Here is a 15,026-nt window from a genome sequence, read left to right as displayed (position 1 = left end):
CTCGTTTAATTTGAAAAATTGGCATCGTTGTTTTATATTTTTTGATCCTCACGTACTAGTATGTACGCTGCGGTCAAAAAATATAAAATGCCTTGCTCTTTTCCAAATTAAACTTCGTCTATAAAAGTTACTCTAAAATTTCATGATTCCATAATTTTTCTAAAAATTGTTGCAGCGGTATTATATCTATTTCTTGAGTTCCCCAAATTACTTTTCTAAGCTTTGGTTCTAAACAAACAATATAACCTTTACTTATTTGATGTTCTTCTATAAAAGATTTAATTCCTCGAAGTTCGTTATTATGTACATTTGACGATATTTTTACTTCGATCGGCGCCGCTTTACCTCTAATAGTACTAACTATAAAATCAACTTCTAAACCTGTTTTGGTACGCCAGTAATTTATTGCGTAATCGAGATCATTTAAACCTAAATAAGCCGTAAGTTCTGTAAATATATAATGTTCTAAAGCTTTGCCTGTTTCAGCTCCTCTGACTTCATTAAATTGGTATTGCATGATATTATTTGCAACTCCGACATCAAAAAGATAAAATTTCGGAATAGAATATATAACTTCTCTACTAACTTTCTTGGTATAAGGATAAACCAAATATCCTACTAACGTATCAACAAGTATCTGATAATATTCCTTAACTGTTTTTGCGTCTATTCCGCAATCACGGGCTATATTAGAATAATTTAACAATTCGCTGTGAGAAAAAGCGATGCTATCTATAAACCTACCGAAAGCTGCTATATTACGCACTAACCCTTCCGCACGTATTTCATTTGTTAAGTAATCTTCTACATAGGCTTTTAAGAGTTTACGAGGGTTATTACTAATAAAATGTAGCGGAATTAAACCATTATTAAATATCTTGAGTAAATTAAAATCTTCTTTTATTTCGGGATATACTAAAGGATAAAAATTATATTTTATTGCTCTACCACCCAATAAATTTGTTCCTGCGACCCGCAATTTTCTCGTACTTGAACCGCATAAAATAGCTGTCTGTATTTTCTATAAGCCAGTGTATTTCATCAAGTAATGAAGGTACTTTTTGTATTTCATCTACTATAATCGGTAAAGTAAGCTTATCTTTCTCAAGCCCTAATATTTCTTCTCGAAAATTTGACGGCTGTTTTAAATATCTAATCTGTAAGTCGGTTTTTAATAAATCATAATATATAGAATTCGGATATAATTCTTTTAAATAAGTAGATTTTCCTGTTTTTCTTGCTCCCCATAAAAAAGCAGTTTGCTTTTTATCTAAGATTAATTTTATATATCTGTTAAATATTTTTTCATTACTTATCAGGAATACATTCCTAAATAGTAAGCTTTTTTAGGAATAAAGTCCAATAAATAAGTAAAATAAAGAGTAGATTATAGTACCCTACGATTTTTTATGTCATTCCCGCAAAAGCGGGAATCCAGAAAAATAGCTTCAATATTGCTATAGAAGTTACATATTGATAAAATAACCATATAAAAACTTGTTTTTATATGGTTTTACTGGATTCTCGCCTACGCGAGAATGACATAAAGTCAAAATCATATGGTACTCTAATAACAGATAAACGAGTCTAGACAAAGCCGTTAACTTGATGCTCCCAAAGTTCTTTAAATTTACCCTTTTTCTTACTAATAAGTTCCGTCTTCTACGATTTTGCCTTTATCCATAACAATAATCCTATCCATATGCTTGATAGTAGATAATCTATGAGCTATAGCAATTATAGTTACATTTTCAATATCAAGCATGGTATTAATAGATTTTTGTACCTCTTGCTCGGTATGACTATCAAGGCTTGAAGTTGCTTCATCTAAAACCAAAATCGGAGCGTTTTTAAGAATAGCACGAGCAATTGCTATACGTTGCCTCTGTCCGCCGCTTAGCTTTACTCCTCTCTCACCGACAATGGTGTTATATTTTTCCGGTAAACTTTCGATAAATTCATGGATATTTGCAGCTTTGGCGGCATTTTCTATTTCATGAGGCAAAGCATTCTGTTTGGTATAACCGATATTCTCACCGATGGAGCGATGAAAAAGCATAATATCTTGAGGAATTAATGATATCTGCTCCCGTAGACTGTCAGAGGAAGTATCGTAAAGGCTTTGGTTATCGATTATAATATCGCCGATTTCGGCTTTAAAGTTCTTTAATAATAACGCAATCAAAGTAGATTTACCGCTACCTGAATGTCCTACAATACCTACTTTCTCACCGGCTTTTAATATGCAAGTTAAGAGACTGAAATACACTACTACCCTCTTTGTATGCAAAGGATATATCTTTAAATATAATCTCGCCTTTAGATATTTTTAATTCGACCGCATCCTCTTTATCTATAATATCTTGCAGGGTTTGCATGATTGTAAAGGCGGAGCGAAATGCTGCTACATCTTCTAAAAAGTCTTTAACTCTCATAGTAGCATGCCAAGAATTTTCAGCAAATAAAAAAGTTAGTGACATAATAAAAGTGATATCACCGATACTAATTTCACCAAAATTACGCAAGTAAATTACATATACAAATACTCCTATCAAATATACCCAATATACTAAGTTCAATATTATAGAGATAATGAGATCATATTTATAATATCTAGTTGTTAAAATATTATGCACATTATAATAATAATCTTCTATTTTATTTAATTCTCTCTGTTTTGCCGCAAATGAAAAAATAGTAAAGATATTTGTTATACAATCAGCTACGATACCAAATAAATTATACCAAGAATCTTGCTTATCCTGCTCCATTCTTGCAAGTTTGATAAAAAACCGTAATGCAAGAGGTAAATAAACAGCAATAAAACCAACAATAATAATAAATATTTTAATATTAATATAGGCAAGAGTAACACCGGAAAATAATGTAATAAGTAGAGTTTGGCTTAATTTATACTCAATTGCTTGATGCATTTTATGATAATTATCACCTATGCCCCGTACTCTTCCGACTATAGAACCGGAAAGGTTATTTTGAAAATAAGTGTATGGCAAATTAAAACAGTGATTACATATTTTATTCATCATATCTTGAAAAATATAAGGCATTGCTTTAAGCTGGGCAAAATTGTGAACACGCCAAGCTACATCAAGTATTGCTTATGCAGCTATAAAAACCATTACCGGTTTATAACTTTGTGCAAATGTAATCTTTTCATTTTGAGTAAATAAATCCAGCAAAAGTTTTATGGCATAGTTAAAAAAGCACTCGCAAACGGTGCCATAATCATAATAAGATAGCAATATTTATACGGCTTTATAACTGACCATAAAAAAGAGACGAGATGAGATGTTGTTTTCATAAATTGAGAAATATTGGACAAATTTAGGTTATATAAGGAATGCCCAGATCTAACCTATATACTGTAAGGTACTTTATATATCAAAAGCATTAACAGGGAAATCTTTAGTATTTCTTGTAATTAATATGCTATTGGTAAACTTTGCAGTAGCCCATATTATAGCATCAGGTAGTTTAATTTTATTTTCTTTACGAAGAACTACTGCAATTTCAGCAATTTCTTCATTCAGATTAATTATAAGAAAATTTTTTAAAAAACTTTCTATAATTTCTTAGTTCTCTTTTGATGTACCAACTAGTATTTCCATTTTAGTTATTATACTAATTTGAGGATTATTATATAAACTAATTTCTCTACGAGCTGATAAGTTTCCAAGGAGGTAGTCTATTAATATATTAGTATCAAAGGTAGCTTTCATTCGTTCCACTCATTACATAATTTAGTCTGATATTCTAAACTATCTAGATTTTTATCTTTCCAAAGTCCAAAAGCGTTTTCAAATGCTTTATTATTATGATCATGATTAGCAATGTAACTAGCTAAAGCTTGCCTAATAATTTTATCTATTGATACTTTTTTTTTCTTGGATAGTTGATCTAGAATTTTAATTTGCGAATCAGCTATATTAATAATAGTTCTCACATAAGCTCCTTAGGATTTTTCCTAACTGGGATATTATGATACTATCACATTTTAGATTTAAAATCTACAAATACTTCTCATTCTCTTCCTTAATTAACTTTATCAGCTGCTCTATCGATAAGACTTCCTGCTCGGTAGTTCCAAGTCTTCTAATCGTTACTTGTTTATTTTCTTTTTCCTGCTTACCGATTACGGCAATCATCGGTATTTTTTGATTAGAAAATTCACGAATCTTATAGTTAATTTTATCAGGTGAGATATTAATATCCGTTCTTACGCCATTATCAATTAAAGCTTTTTGCACTTCTAAAGCGTAATCGTTTAAATCGCCTGTGATTGTTGCAATAGCGACTTGTATAGGAGCAAGCCAAAGAGGAAAACGCCCGGCATATTCTTCAATCAATATACCGATAAAACGCTCAAGCGAACCAAGGATTGCTCTATGGAGCATTACCGGTCTTTTTTTCTCACCGCTTGCTGCAATATAGCTAGCATCGAGTCGCTCCGGCAATACAAAATCCATCTGAAGTGTTCCGCATTGCCATTGCCGCCCTATCGCATCGGTTAATACAAACTCAAGCTTCGGTCCGTAAAATGCTCCCTCACCTGGGTTTAACGTATAGGTAAAACCTGCTTTTTCTACTGCTTCTTTTAAAGCATTCTCAGCTTTATCCCAAACTTCATCACTACCTGCACGAATTTCAGGGCGATCAGAAAATTTTACCTTTATATCGGTAAAACCAAAATCTTTATAAACTTCCGTCAGTAATTTACAAAAACTAACCGTTTCATCGGTAATTTGTTCCTCCGCACAAAATATATGTGCATCGTCTTGCACTAAACTCCGCACTCTCATTAAACCGTGTAAAGCCCCCGATGCTTCATTACGGTGACACAAACCAAATTCCGACATACGAAGCGGTAAATCACGATAGCTCTTGATACCTTGTTTGAAAATCTGCACATGGCAAGGGCAATTCATCGGCTTTAAAGCTAATGTCTTGTCATCTGTTTCTAACGCAAACATATCATCACGAAATTTTTCCCAGTGTCCTGAAGCCTCCCAAAGGCTTTTATCCACCAAAACAGGAGTCTTAACCTCAGTATAACCGTTCTTACGAATCTTTTTCCTAATATACTGCTCGATAGTATTATATATACTCCAGCCTTTATTATGCCAAAATACCATTCCTTGAGCTTCTTCCTGAAAATGGAATAAATCAAGCTCTTTCCCAAGCTTTCTATGGTCACGTTTCTCGGCTTCTTCAAGCATGAATAAATAATTATCCAACTGCTCTTTCGTGGCCCACGCCGTACCGTATATACGCTGCAACATCTCATTACGACTATCACCTCGCCAATAAGCTCCTGCAACTTTCATCAACTTAAAATGTTTAACAAACCCTGTAGAGGGAGCATGCGGACCTCGGCATAAATCAATAAAACTACCCTGCCTGTATAAAGTAATTTGCTCACCTGCCGGAATTGAAGCAATAATTTCGGCTTTATAATGCTCTCCTATCGACTTAAAAAACTCTACGGCTTTATCCCTATCCCATAGCTCTCTTGTTACTTTCTCGTTCTTCTTTGAAAGTTCTTGCATTTTAGCTTCTATAACGGCTAAATCTTCAGTGGTAAAAGGCTTATCACGAGCAAAATCATAATAATAGCCGTTTTCAATTGCAGGACCAATCGTTACCTGAGTTTCAGGGAATAGTTCCTTTACTGCTTCAGCAGTTAAATGTGCCGCATCGTGCCTTATTATCTCAAGACATTCAGGGTCTTTTGCGGTTAAAATACGAAGCTTGCAATCATTTTCAATTACGGTACTTAAGTCTTTAAGCTCACCGTTTATTTCAGCAACCATTGCTTGTTTTACAAGTGACATTGAAATTGCATTTGCTACTTCATAGGCGGTAATGTTTTTTTCAAATTGTCTTATACTACCGTCGGGAAAAGATATATTTATCATTTTTTATTCTAACTTGTTTTTTCTTCAAATTTCATAATTAGTTTTCAACATCATTGCGAGGAAATTACGGAAGTAATTGACGAAGCAATCCAGTAAAAAATGCTAAAAACCCGCATTTTTTATTATTTTGCTGGAATTGCCACGCGAACTAAAGTTCGCTCGCAATGACGATTTGGTATCCAGGCAGGAATGACACTGTAGACTACTTTCTTTCGTGGTCTATTTGAGCCATAGCATTCATAAATTCTAATACTCTAGCATCACCAAAAATCTGATCTATAGTTTTATCATTAAAGGTTAGTCCGGTATCTTTACCTTTCACATCAACTACTAAAGATTCACCGTCTTTTAACTCAGAGTTTTTACTAAAAGCTTCTATTGCCCTAAAGCCGTATTGCTTTATTACTGAAGATTGTTTTCCTAGATTTAAAGCAAATTCCTTAGAATCTTCTATTTTATTAAGCACCGGTATTACGGCATTATCGGTATAATTCACAAAATTATTTATAACCGCATTTGGATCCGATAATTTTATTACACTTTCTAGATTCAGAGGATTATCTAAATTAAGCATATCAATATCAATAGCAAAATTAAAATCATCCATTACAAGATTAGTTTTACCGGATAATTTTTTTGCTTCAGGATCAAACTCACCTTTTAAATTAAATTCAGAATTATTTATTTTTGCAAAAACACCCATTACTTTTTCCCCGTCTTCTTGAGTAATAGGGCTAGTTAATTTAAAAATTTTATCTAACTCGGCTTTTTTATTTAAACCATTACTAAAGTAGCTTCCTAAAGCTTCAACTGCCGTTTTTTGGTATGTTTCAGAAGGTTCTATAGTAGATTTAATATTTAAAGCAAAATCAAAAATTTTATCTTTTTCTATATTTAATTTATATAAATTACTTTCTACTTTTCCTTTTCTTTCAATATCGCAAGAGAATAAAAACGGTTTACCTTTTACTAATTCTCCTAACATCTGCATAAAAATAACAGCATGCATATTTTCATCTTGCTTTTGATTTAGAGAAAAGTTTTGAATTAATAATTTTCCAAGAGCTACTAACTCATCACTATATTTTAGTTTTAATTTGGAATTATAAGAAATAGGCAAATTCAATATATCTAACTTTGTCAAACCATACTCAAAGGAAGCAGTATCAGAGTCATTAGCTATTTTATCTCTCAAAAATTCAAAAATTTTATCATATAAATTTCTTCTGTAATTTTCAGAAATAAAAGAAACCGTATTTTCTCCATCCAAAATTAACAAATTAAGGTTATCTGATGTTTTAGTATTAGTAATTACAGAATTGCTAATATCACTTTCTGCTAATCTCTCTGCATCTAAAGAACTATAAAGAGTTGATTTATTGTCACTCAAGCTTAATTTCCAATAATCAGGCTCTCTATTAAATAAAGATTTTCTAAACCAAATTGTTGTATGATGATCAGGTGAGTAAAAAATATTTTTTTCATCTTGAGCGGTAGTAATTTTTACGTCATTTCCGTAAGAATCAATTTTTGTAATATTTAAAAACGGTATATGCCTAATAACTATTTCATCAAAATAAAAATCTATAGGTTTTAACATTACTTTATTCAAAGTAACACTAAAGCAATATTTATTAACTTTTATTGAATCATAGGTTATATATTCCCCGTATTCATCAAGAATAGAGATAATATTCTCTTTACTTTGATGTTCAAATTTATAGGCAGTATATCCCCATCCCACTAAGATTAGAGCTATAAAACTTATTATAATAAATCGTATTTTCATCTTTTTTACTGTAAAAAATTATTAAAAATCAAAAATGTTATCCTTGTGTGGATACCAAATCGTCATTGTTGCGTGGATTGGTTTATCCGTCATTGCGAGGAAATTGCGTAGCAATTGACGAAGCAATCTCAGGAATTTGTTATTATTTCATGAGATTGCCACGTCGCCTACGGCTCCTCGCAATGACGATTTGGTGTCCGCACAACAATGACCGCTCGCAATGACGATGAAACACCATGCAACAAAACCGGTATGACATCGGAGTATTTTTCAAGTCCAAAATAGCATATATCGCTTTAAAAATATATTTATTTTTCTTTTAAACGATCAGCTATTAGCTGATATGATTCAAAAGCTTTATTCGGCTCGTTTTCAAGCAATTCAAATCCCAATTTTTCATTACTGTTAATATGCCATAACCTACAATTATCCGGACTAATTTCATCAGTTAACATAATTATAGATTCTTCACCGTTAAACACACGCCCAAATTCTAATTTACACTCAACAAGCCGAATCCCGACACCGATAAATAAGCCGCTTAGAAAATCATATATACGCAAAGCTTGTTCTTTTACCGCTTTAATTTCATCCCTAGTTAACCAGCCGAAATTTAATATTTGATACTCATTAACTATCGGATATTTAAATTCACGACTTCGGACCTTAAAATCAATGATCGGTTTATCAAATACATACCCTTCGTCCATACCGAATTCTTTTACAAATCTACCGCACGCTACCGATGATATTATTACTTGTACCGGAAAAACCTCAACATATTGAATTAATTGCTCCCTCATATTTATTTTTTCAATAAAATGATTCTCAATGCCGTTCATTTCCAGTTTATCCATTAGAAAGGAAGAAATATTATTATTAAGTACCCCCTTGCCTGAGACCTCAATAATTTCACCGCTTTCTAAGGTAACATTATCGGAAAAGGCCATTATAAGTAAAAAATCTTCTTCGGCGGAATATAGAATTTTACTTGAACCTTTGTAAAGTTGTGTTTTCATTTGTTATTTTCTCAAAATTCATTTTCCTCGCCATAGGCTATCGTCATTGCGAGCGACTAAAAGGAGCGTGGCAATCTCAGGACTTTGGCACGAGATTGCTTCACCTTGATTACTACGTAATTCTTCTCGCAATGACGACTCGGGTATCCGCATAAACATATCATTAAAATCCCTGAAGATCATTCGGACCGATAATTGCCGATGTAGTAATACCACTAAATATTTTATTTGCCGTATTAATAATGTCATCGGCTTTTATATTCGTAATAATTTCCATAATCTCTTCAGGAGAAATATATTTACCGAAAGCTGCATAATTTTTACCAATTTCTTCTGATTTATAAGCTACTTTTTCTTGTGCCATCAACAAATTACTTCGTAGTTGCGTTTTAGCTCTAATCATCTCTTCTTCATTAACTTTCTCAGTCATCTTGGTTATTTCGGTTTTAAGCTCTTTGTATAATAACTCCAATTTATCATGTGCGGTACTTGCATAAATAGTAAATACCCCACTATCAGAATATGTACTATTATAACTACCCACTGCATATGCAAGACCTAATTTTTCACGAATATGCTGAAATAAACGTGAAGACATACCACCTCCGAATATTATAGCAAGTAACTGGGTTCGGTAAAGCCTTTCTAAGTTAATATAAGGCGTTCCTTCAAAACCAAGGATTAAAGTAGTCTGCTCCAAATCCTTATTGATAAAGCTATTACCTCCTATATATTTTGCAGGAAGAAAATTACTTTTTTCTCCTTGCTTTAAAGAGGAAAACAATCGCTCTGCACTACTTACTATTTTATCGTGATCAACATTACCGGCAACCGATAAATACAAATTTCCAGCGTTATAATGTTTATCTATAAAACTCAAAAAATGCTCTTTAGTAAAACTAGATAATGTTTTTCTTGTTCCAAGAATCGGTTTACCGAGCGGCTGATCCTTATAAACACTGCTATAAAACTTCTCATATATTAAATCATCCGGATTATCTTGACTATGGGCTATTTCCTGTAATATTACCTGATATTCCTTTGCTATCTCTTCTTCAGCAAAGATAGAATTTTGTATTATATCGCCAAGTATATTAAGTGCTTTATCACAATTTTCGGATAATACTCGTGCATAATATATTGTTTTTTCATGACCTGTATAAGCGTTAAAATGACCGCCTATTTCATCAAATTCTTCGGCTATTTGTTTTGCCGTTCTTGTTGTTGTACCTTTAAAAGCCATATGCTCAAGAAAATGAGAAATGCCCTCTTCTTCAGGATTTTCATAACGGCTTCCGACTTTAACAATTAAATTTATTGCTACCGAATTAACATAAGGCATATTATAGGTTAAAATTGTCAAGCCGTTTTTTAATTTATTAACGTTAAAATTTTCTTTCATAATTTATTTTTTACTTTCTAAATTGTCATTCCCGCGAGGCGTTGTTGCGTGGACCGGTTTTCCGTCTGAGCTAAGAAGAATTACATAGTAATCAAGGCGAAGCAATCCAGTTAAAAATTCTGTAAATCAGAATTTTTTTATATTATTTTCTGGATTGCCGCGCCGCTTCGCTCCTCGCAATAACGACTTGGTATCCATGCAATAATGCCTATAGTCGCTCGCAATGACGTTTTTTGATTTAAGCGATGACTCTCTTAACTTCGCAAGCCTTAGAAATCTTGCAAAAGCAAAAATTATTGAATCTACAAAACCGTCAAAACCGAATACAAAATAGCGTCTGATAAAAAACGCCTTAAAAAACCACCATATCATTTCAGTTGTTAAACGAAAATTTGAAAGCTTTTTTCCTTGCTTAACTAAATCTTTTGCTTGCTCGCTAGAATAAAAATTTGCTTTAGTTACCAACTGCTCAATTGAAGTACCGGAATAATGATAAGCAGCTTCGTTTAATAGATAAAATTTACCTGCAAAATCAACATCTTTGTTAAATACCACCGAATCATGAGTAGTACTATTTACGGTATTTGCAAAACTTGCAAATTTTTTATTATACAACCGAGTACATTTATTAAATGGAGCAAACATTCGTGGCTTTTGGTCATTACGATGCATTATTAACAGCTTTATTTGATAAACCAAATAACGATTTTGATTATGAAAGGCAAAAATATACTTTATTTCGTCTTGTAACTCTTTAGACAACTCCTCATCGGCATCAATATTAAGAATCCAATCATTTACGCAAAGGCTTTCGGCAAAAGATTTCTGCCCTACATAGCCAAGCCACGGCTTTACTATTACCTTTGCTCCTAATTTTTCAGCTATATTAACCGTATCATCTGTGCTTTCGCTATCGACTACTATAACTTCATCGACAATATTTTTTACGCTATTTATAGCTCGTGCTATTCTTGCAACTTCATTTTTGGTAATAATAAATGCTGAGATTTTTTCCATATATTTTATAATATGTCATTGCGAGGAAAAATTGAAAATTTTGACGAAGCAATCTCAGGTCAAAATTCTGAGATTGCCACGCTCTCTTTGTTCGCTCGCAATGACAATTTTAATTACTTTTTTACCCTATCATCCTAAACACCAACTTAACTACATAAGTTAAAAGTAGCGTGGATAATAATCCGCTGAGCCATAGAATAATAAACCATTGCCACCCTTTTAGACAAGAGGTTATTTTTTTAATATATCGGATGATGAGATGATTTGCCACGGAATATATAATAACAATAGAAAGTATAGCCAAGTATGACAGGTAGGAATATCCCAGCCCCTATCAACAGTAAAGACTGTGACTCCGGTGCTGCTGCTGCGGTTTCGAGCGTAACTTTATAAGGAACGATATATGGCCATATACTTATCGCAAGCCCTAAATATCCTAATAAAAATAACAAGATCGTATAAATAAACGGCTTTACTTCTTTTTTTTGCTTAACGGCTTTAATTAACTTAATAAATATTAAAGCAGTTACAATAGGTACAATCGATAAATAGTAAATATTAGGTACACTAAACCAACGATGATTTATGTGGTTATTTAAGAAAGGAACCCATAAGCTTACAAGTCCCATAAAAAGTGCAACGTAAAATAAAATATATAAAGCAGATTTATAAGCCCAATCTTGTGTTTTCTTTTCTGTTTTCAGAATAAGCCAAGTAGCACCCAAGAGTGCATAACCGAATATTAATGCTATCCCCGTCATAACGGAGAAGGGAGTAAGAAAATCAAAGCTCCCTCCTGCAAATTCTCGTCCTTCTATCTCTATTCCTTGGACAAACGTACTAAGCATTAAACCTTGACAAAAAACAGCAAGCATAGAACCGAAATGAAAAGCATAGTCCCAAATATAACGATGACCTATATGAGCCTTAAAACGGAATTCAAAAGCTACACCACGAAATATTAGACCAAGTAACATTAATATAATAGGAATATATAAGGCCGGCATTAATAGCGAATATGCCAGCGGGAAAGCGGCAAATAAACCACCGCCGCCAAGTACTAACCAAGTTTCGTTACCGTCCCAAAAAGGAGCAATAGAATTGATCATTTTATGACGGCAATCATCGGTAGGTGCAAACGGAAATAAGATTCCTACTCCTAAATCAAAACCGTCTAATAAAACATATAAACAAATAGCAGTAGCTATAAGACCACCCCAAACAAGCGGTAAATCTATATAAGGTGCAAAGTTTAACATTAGGTTTTTCTTTAAATTATATCATTTACGATATTAGTATATACATTTTTTTCTTCTTTTTGTAGAGTTCTTTTATATAAGGTTACAAATATTCTTGCTTAATGTATCTCATTTGTGCTACTAATATAGTAGTAATCATTGTTAAATTTCAAGTAATTGTATGACTAAATCAGCTTTCATAAGAGCACGAGTTGAACCGGAATTAAAAGAAGAAGCAGAAAACGTGCTTGATGAGCTTGGCATCACTCCTACACAAGCGGTTACTATGCTATATAAGTACGTAGCACGCGAACATAAATGGCCTACTACAATAAAAATTCCCAATGCCGTTACTCTAAAAACATTTGAATCAACTGATAATAAAATCGGACTAATTGCCTCTAATAACACAAAGGAAATGTTTAAAAAACTTGGTATTTAAGTTGTGTTTAGACCTATGTATACTAAATCTTTTGAAAAAGATATAAAACTAGCAATTAAGCGAGGCAAAGACCTAAATAAACTAAAAATGCTTATAGAATTATTAGTTAATAAAACAGCTTTACCTATCAAATATCGAGATCATCAACTAATCGGAAATTTTATAGGTCGGAGAGAATGTCACATAGAACCCAATTGGTTACTAATCTATAAAATTGATAATGAATGTATAATTTTTGAACACACAGGCACTCATTCTGATTTATTTAAGTAAAAACTATTTTACTTTTCTAATAATGGGTTATTCAAACCAATCTCTCCGTACGTTTCTTTATTATCTATCGCTTCTATACCTTTCTTTATTAAATGCATTATATAATATATACCCGCTCCGAAAATGATTACATATACTACTACAAAAGCAATTAGAGAAATAAATACATATTTGCCGAGTACCGGTGATACCGTATCTACGGTTTTTAAAATATTATATACTATATAAGGTTGTCTACCTACCTCGGTTACAAACCAACCAGCAAGTACTGCAATAAAACCTGAAGGTGACATTAATATATACCAATATTGAAACCAATGCGTAGTATATAATCTTTTCTTCAAGTAAAGATATAACCCAGCAATACCTGTAAATACCATTAAGAAACCGATTCCTATCATAATACGGAAGCTAAAAAATACTACTGCAACCGGCGGACGCTCTTCTTTTGTCCATTCTTTTAATCCTTTCACTTCACCGTCTAAGCTATGCGTTAAAATTAAACTACTAGCATAAGGTATTTCTACAGCATATTTTGTTTTTTCTTCTTCCCCATCAGGAAAGCCGATAAGATTAAAAGCTGCTCCTTTTTCCGTATTCCAAATACCTTCCATAGCCGAAACTTTAACCGGCTGATATTTAAGAGTATTTAAACCATGCAAATCACCGATAAATATTTGAATAGGTGCAACGATTAACGCCATTAACACCGCCATAAAAAGCATAATTTTAGCATGCTCTTTATAACGATTATTTAGTAAATAAAAGCTAGCTACACCACCGATAACAAAAGAAGTAGTTAAATAAGCCGCCGTAATCATATGGAAAAAGCGATATGGGAAAGAAGGGTTAAAGATAATTTCTAGCCAATTTAAAGGGAAAAAGAACCCATCGCCTCGCAGTTCAAAACCAGCAGGCGTATGCATCCAGCTACTAGCTGCAAGTATCCAAAAAGCTGAGATTACAGTACCAACAGCAACTATTAACGTAGAAATAAAATGTACTTTTTTACTGACTTTATTAAATCCGAATAACATTATACCTAAAAAAGAAGATTCCAGGAAAAAGGCAGTAAATACTTCAAAACCGAGAAGCGGACCGAGGACATTTCCAACCTTATCTGAAAAATTCGACCAGTTAGTACCGAATTGATAAGACATTACAACGCCCGAAACTACTCCCATACCGAAAGTAACGGCAAAAATCTTCACCCAAAATTTGTATATTTCTTGATAAACCGGCTTTTTTGTTTTTAACCATAACCCTTCAATTACCGCTAGAAAGCTTGCAAGCCCTATAGTAAAAGCAGGAAATATTATATGAAAACTTATGGTAAAAGCAAACTGAATCCTCGATAATAATACTTGATCAAATTCCATATTTAAGCTGCTGTTTTAAGATTCAACGTCATTGCGAGAAAAAATTGAAAATTTTGAATCTCAGGAGTTTCTTATTATTCAATGAGATTGCCACGCAGCCTACGGCTGCTCGCAATGACGATTTGGTATCACACGGGCAATGCCCGCTTGCAATGACGAAAAAACTGAAGTACACAATAACATCAATACAATATTTGATTTAATCATCCACCTTTGCTATTATTAAATTCTATCTGATTAGTTTTAACAAATTTTCCTTTTTCGGAGTTCCAATTATAATGAACATTTACTATTCTTACTTCTGTAACATTAATATCACCATTGGGCAATTGAGTTACATCATACCCTTTTCGGATAGAATCCATAATTAATAAACTTGCTTGACAAATATATTTTACATCAAAGAACGGAGAATCGTCTTCCTTAGACTTTTCTTGTTCTTCTAAAAAATTATTAGATAATTCTTTTTCTTGCATTTCTAATGATTTTGAAGTTATTTTCTGAATTTTGTAGCATTATTTAGGGTAAAAA

Annotated in this window: 20 protein-coding genes; 4 read left to right on the top strand and 16 right to left on the bottom strand. The window is 32.7% G+C overall.

Translation table 11 applies throughout. The features are described from left to right. Window positions 1-127: 127 nt before the first annotated feature. The 9 genes from BN1174_RS05460 to BN1174_RS05435 form a co-directional block, all read right to left on the bottom strand. On the bottom strand, window positions 128-955 hold the full coding sequence (locus BN1174_RS05460; RefSeq protein WP_231555810.1) for an ATP-binding protein: 828 nt from the start codon (window positions 953-955) through the stop codon (window positions 128-130). Beyond that, window positions 945-1,277, bottom strand: coding sequence for an AAA family ATPase (locus BN1174_RS11805; RefSeq protein WP_231555891.1), 333 nt, complete (start codon window positions 1,275-1,277; stop codon window positions 945-947). The genes BN1174_RS05460 and BN1174_RS11805 overlap by 11 nt, the downstream gene beginning before the upstream one ends. 368 nt (window positions 1,278-1,645) lie before the next feature. Continuing rightward, on the bottom strand, window positions 1,646-2,269 hold the full coding sequence (locus BN1174_RS10910) for an ABC transporter ATP-binding protein (protein ID WP_231555809.1): 624 nt from the start codon (window positions 2,267-2,269) through the stop codon (window positions 1,646-1,648). Continuing rightward, on the bottom strand, window positions 2,229-3,068 hold the full coding sequence (locus tag BN1174_RS10905; protein WP_082022304.1) for an ABC transporter transmembrane domain-containing protein: 840 nt from the start codon (window positions 3,066-3,068) through the stop codon (window positions 2,229-2,231). Before BN1174_RS10905 ends, BN1174_RS10910 begins: the two co-directional genes overlap by 41 nt. Window positions 3,069-3,395: 327 nt before the next feature. Continuing rightward, complete coding sequence (locus tag BN1174_RS13125) at window positions 3,396-3,587, bottom strand: PIN domain-containing protein (protein ID WP_408005893.1); 192 nt, start codon at window positions 3,585-3,587, stop codon at window positions 3,396-3,398. Between the two features lie 6 nt (window positions 3,588-3,593). After that, a complete protein-coding gene (locus tag BN1174_RS10895; protein ID WP_197062049.1) occupies window positions 3,594-3,740 on the bottom strand; it encodes a PIN domain-containing protein in 147 nt (48 codons plus the stop codon). Continuing rightward, the gene (locus BN1174_RS05445) at window positions 3,737-3,964 is read right to left on the bottom strand and encodes a ribbon-helix-helix domain-containing protein (RefSeq protein WP_040257155.1); all 228 of its coding nucleotides are present in this window, start codon (window positions 3,962-3,964) and stop codon (window positions 3,737-3,739) included. Before BN1174_RS05445 ends, BN1174_RS10895 begins: the two co-directional genes overlap by 4 nt. 64 nt (window positions 3,965-4,028) lie before the next feature. Beyond that, window positions 4,029-5,936: a threonine--tRNA ligase gene (thrS, locus tag BN1174_RS05440; RefSeq protein WP_040257153.1), complete on the bottom strand. Its 1,908-nt coding sequence runs from the start codon at window positions 5,934-5,936 to the stop codon at window positions 4,029-4,031. A gap of 202 nt (window positions 5,937-6,138) precedes the next feature. After that, on the bottom strand, window positions 6,139-7,725 hold the full coding sequence (locus BN1174_RS05435) for a hypothetical protein (protein ID WP_040257151.1): 1,587 nt from the start codon (window positions 7,723-7,725) through the stop codon (window positions 6,139-6,141). 92 nt (window positions 7,726-7,817) lie between these two features. Between BN1174_RS05435 and BN1174_RS08975 the strand changes: the two genes are divergently transcribed. Then, window positions 7,818-7,949 carry an RND transporter gene (locus BN1174_RS08975; protein ID WP_082022368.1) on the top strand — a complete coding sequence of 44 codons (132 nt, stop codon included), beginning with the start codon at window positions 7,818-7,820 and terminating at the stop codon, window positions 7,947-7,949. A gap of 84 nt (window positions 7,950-8,033) precedes the next feature. Here BN1174_RS08975 and BN1174_RS05430 read toward each other — a convergent pair whose 3' ends face one another. From BN1174_RS05430 to cydB, 5 genes are all read right to left on the bottom strand, one after another. Further along, on the bottom strand, window positions 8,034-8,744 hold the full coding sequence (locus BN1174_RS05430; RefSeq protein ID WP_040257149.1) for a phosphoribosylaminoimidazolesuccinocarboxamide synthase: 711 nt from the start codon (window positions 8,742-8,744) through the stop codon (window positions 8,034-8,036). An 18-nt stretch (window positions 8,745-8,762) separates the two neighbouring features. Continuing rightward, a complete protein-coding gene (locus tag BN1174_RS12330; protein ID WP_266263370.1) occupies window positions 8,763-8,897 on the bottom strand; it encodes a hypothetical protein in 135 nt (44 codons plus the stop codon). A gap of 10 nt (window positions 8,898-8,907) precedes the next feature. Further along, on the bottom strand, window positions 8,908-10,146 hold the full coding sequence (locus BN1174_RS05425) for a M16 family metallopeptidase (protein WP_040257147.1): 1,239 nt from the start codon (window positions 10,144-10,146) through the stop codon (window positions 8,908-8,910). A 126-nt stretch (window positions 10,147-10,272) separates the two neighbouring features. Then, window positions 10,273-11,163, bottom strand: coding sequence for a glycosyltransferase family 2 protein (locus BN1174_RS05420; protein WP_040257145.1), 891 nt, complete (start codon window positions 11,161-11,163; stop codon window positions 10,273-10,275). A 239-nt stretch (window positions 11,164-11,402) separates the two neighbouring features. Further along, window positions 11,403-12,422, bottom strand: coding sequence for a cytochrome d ubiquinol oxidase subunit II (gene cydB / locus BN1174_RS05415; RefSeq protein WP_040257143.1), 1,020 nt, complete (start codon window positions 12,420-12,422; stop codon window positions 11,403-11,405). Between the two features lie 160 nt (window positions 12,423-12,582). Between cydB and BN1174_RS05410 the strand changes: the two genes are divergently transcribed. Together BN1174_RS05410 and BN1174_RS05405 are read left to right on the top strand one after the other, a co-directional pair. Then, a complete protein-coding gene (locus BN1174_RS05410) occupies window positions 12,583-12,843 on the top strand; it encodes a type II toxin-antitoxin system RelB/DinJ family antitoxin (protein WP_040257140.1) in 261 nt (86 codons plus the stop codon). A gap of 15 nt (window positions 12,844-12,858) precedes the next feature. After that, the gene (locus BN1174_RS05405) at window positions 12,859-13,116 is read left to right on the top strand and encodes a type II toxin-antitoxin system YafQ family toxin (RefSeq protein ID WP_331370578.1); all 258 of its coding nucleotides are present in this window, start codon (window positions 12,859-12,861) and stop codon (window positions 13,114-13,116) included. A gap of 8 nt (window positions 13,117-13,124) precedes the next feature. Here BN1174_RS05405 and BN1174_RS05400 read toward each other — a convergent pair whose 3' ends face one another. After that, window positions 13,125-14,495 (bottom strand): cytochrome ubiquinol oxidase subunit I, encoded by a 1,371-nt coding sequence (locus tag BN1174_RS05400; protein WP_040257137.1) that lies wholly within the window; start codon window positions 14,493-14,495, stop codon window positions 13,125-13,127. 44 nt (window positions 14,496-14,539) lie between these two features. Here BN1174_RS05400 and BN1174_RS10055 point away from each other — a divergent pair, with 44 nt between their 5' ends. Then, window positions 14,540-14,698, top strand: coding sequence for a hypothetical protein (locus tag BN1174_RS10055; protein WP_156138501.1), 159 nt, complete (start codon window positions 14,540-14,542; stop codon window positions 14,696-14,698). Here BN1174_RS10055 and BN1174_RS05395 read toward each other — a convergent pair whose 3' ends face one another. Next, a complete protein-coding gene (locus BN1174_RS05395) occupies window positions 14,699-14,971 on the bottom strand; it encodes a DUF2671 domain-containing protein (protein WP_040257134.1) in 273 nt (90 codons plus the stop codon). Window positions 14,972-15,026 lie beyond the last annotated feature (55 nt).

The sequence above is a fragment of the Rickettsia hoogstraalii genome, from assembly GCF_000825685.1.
Lineage (GTDB): Bacteria > Pseudomonadota > Alphaproteobacteria > Rickettsiales > Rickettsiaceae > Rickettsia > Rickettsia hoogstraalii.
The sequence above is the reverse complement of the archived record's forward strand: the minus strand, read 5'-3'. Positions and strand labels throughout refer to the sequence as shown.

Coding starts and splice junctions, on each gene's coding strand:
- BN1174_RS10905 (WP_082022304.1), bottom strand. CDS start 3,068: ATGCCTTATATTTTTCAAGATATGATGAATAAAATATGTAATCACTGT.
- BN1174_RS10895 (WP_197062049.1), bottom strand. CDS start 3,740: ATGAAAGCTACCTTTGATACTAATATATTAATAGACTACCTCCTTGGA.
- thrS (WP_040257153.1), bottom strand. CDS start 5,936: ATGATAAATATATCTTTTCCCGACGGTAGTATAAGACAATTTGAAAAA.
- BN1174_RS05435 (WP_040257151.1), bottom strand. CDS start 7,725: ATGAAAATACGATTTATTATAATAAGTTTTATAGCTCTAATCTTAGTG.
- BN1174_RS05430 (WP_040257149.1), bottom strand. CDS start 8,744: ATGAAAACACAACTTTACAAAGGTTCAAGTAAAATTCTATATTCCGCC.
- BN1174_RS12330 (WP_266263370.1), bottom strand. CDS start 8,897: ATGCGGATACCCGAGTCGTCATTGCGAGAAGAATTACGTAGTAATCAA.
- BN1174_RS05425 (WP_040257147.1), bottom strand. CDS start 10,146: ATGAAAGAAAATTTTAACGTTAATAAATTAAAAAACGGCTTGACAATT.
- BN1174_RS05420 (WP_040257145.1), bottom strand. CDS start 11,163: ATGGAAAAAATCTCAGCATTTATTATTACCAAAAATGAAGTTGCAAGA.
- cydB (WP_040257143.1), bottom strand. CDS start 12,422: ATGTTAAACTTTGCACCTTATATAGATTTACCGCTTGTTTGGGGTGGT.
- BN1174_RS05410 (WP_040257140.1), top strand. CDS start 12,583: ATGACTAAATCAGCTTTCATAAGAGCACGAGTTGAACCGGAATTAAAA.
- BN1174_RS05405 (WP_331370578.1), top strand. CDS start 12,859: ATGTATACTAAATCTTTTGAAAAAGATATAAAACTAGCAATTAAGCGA.
- BN1174_RS05400 (WP_040257137.1), bottom strand. CDS start 14,495: ATGGAATTTGATCAAGTATTATTATCGAGGATTCAGTTTGCTTTTACC.
- BN1174_RS05395 (WP_040257134.1), bottom strand. CDS start 14,971: ATGCAAGAAAAAGAATTATCTAATAATTTTTTAGAAGAACAAGAAAAG.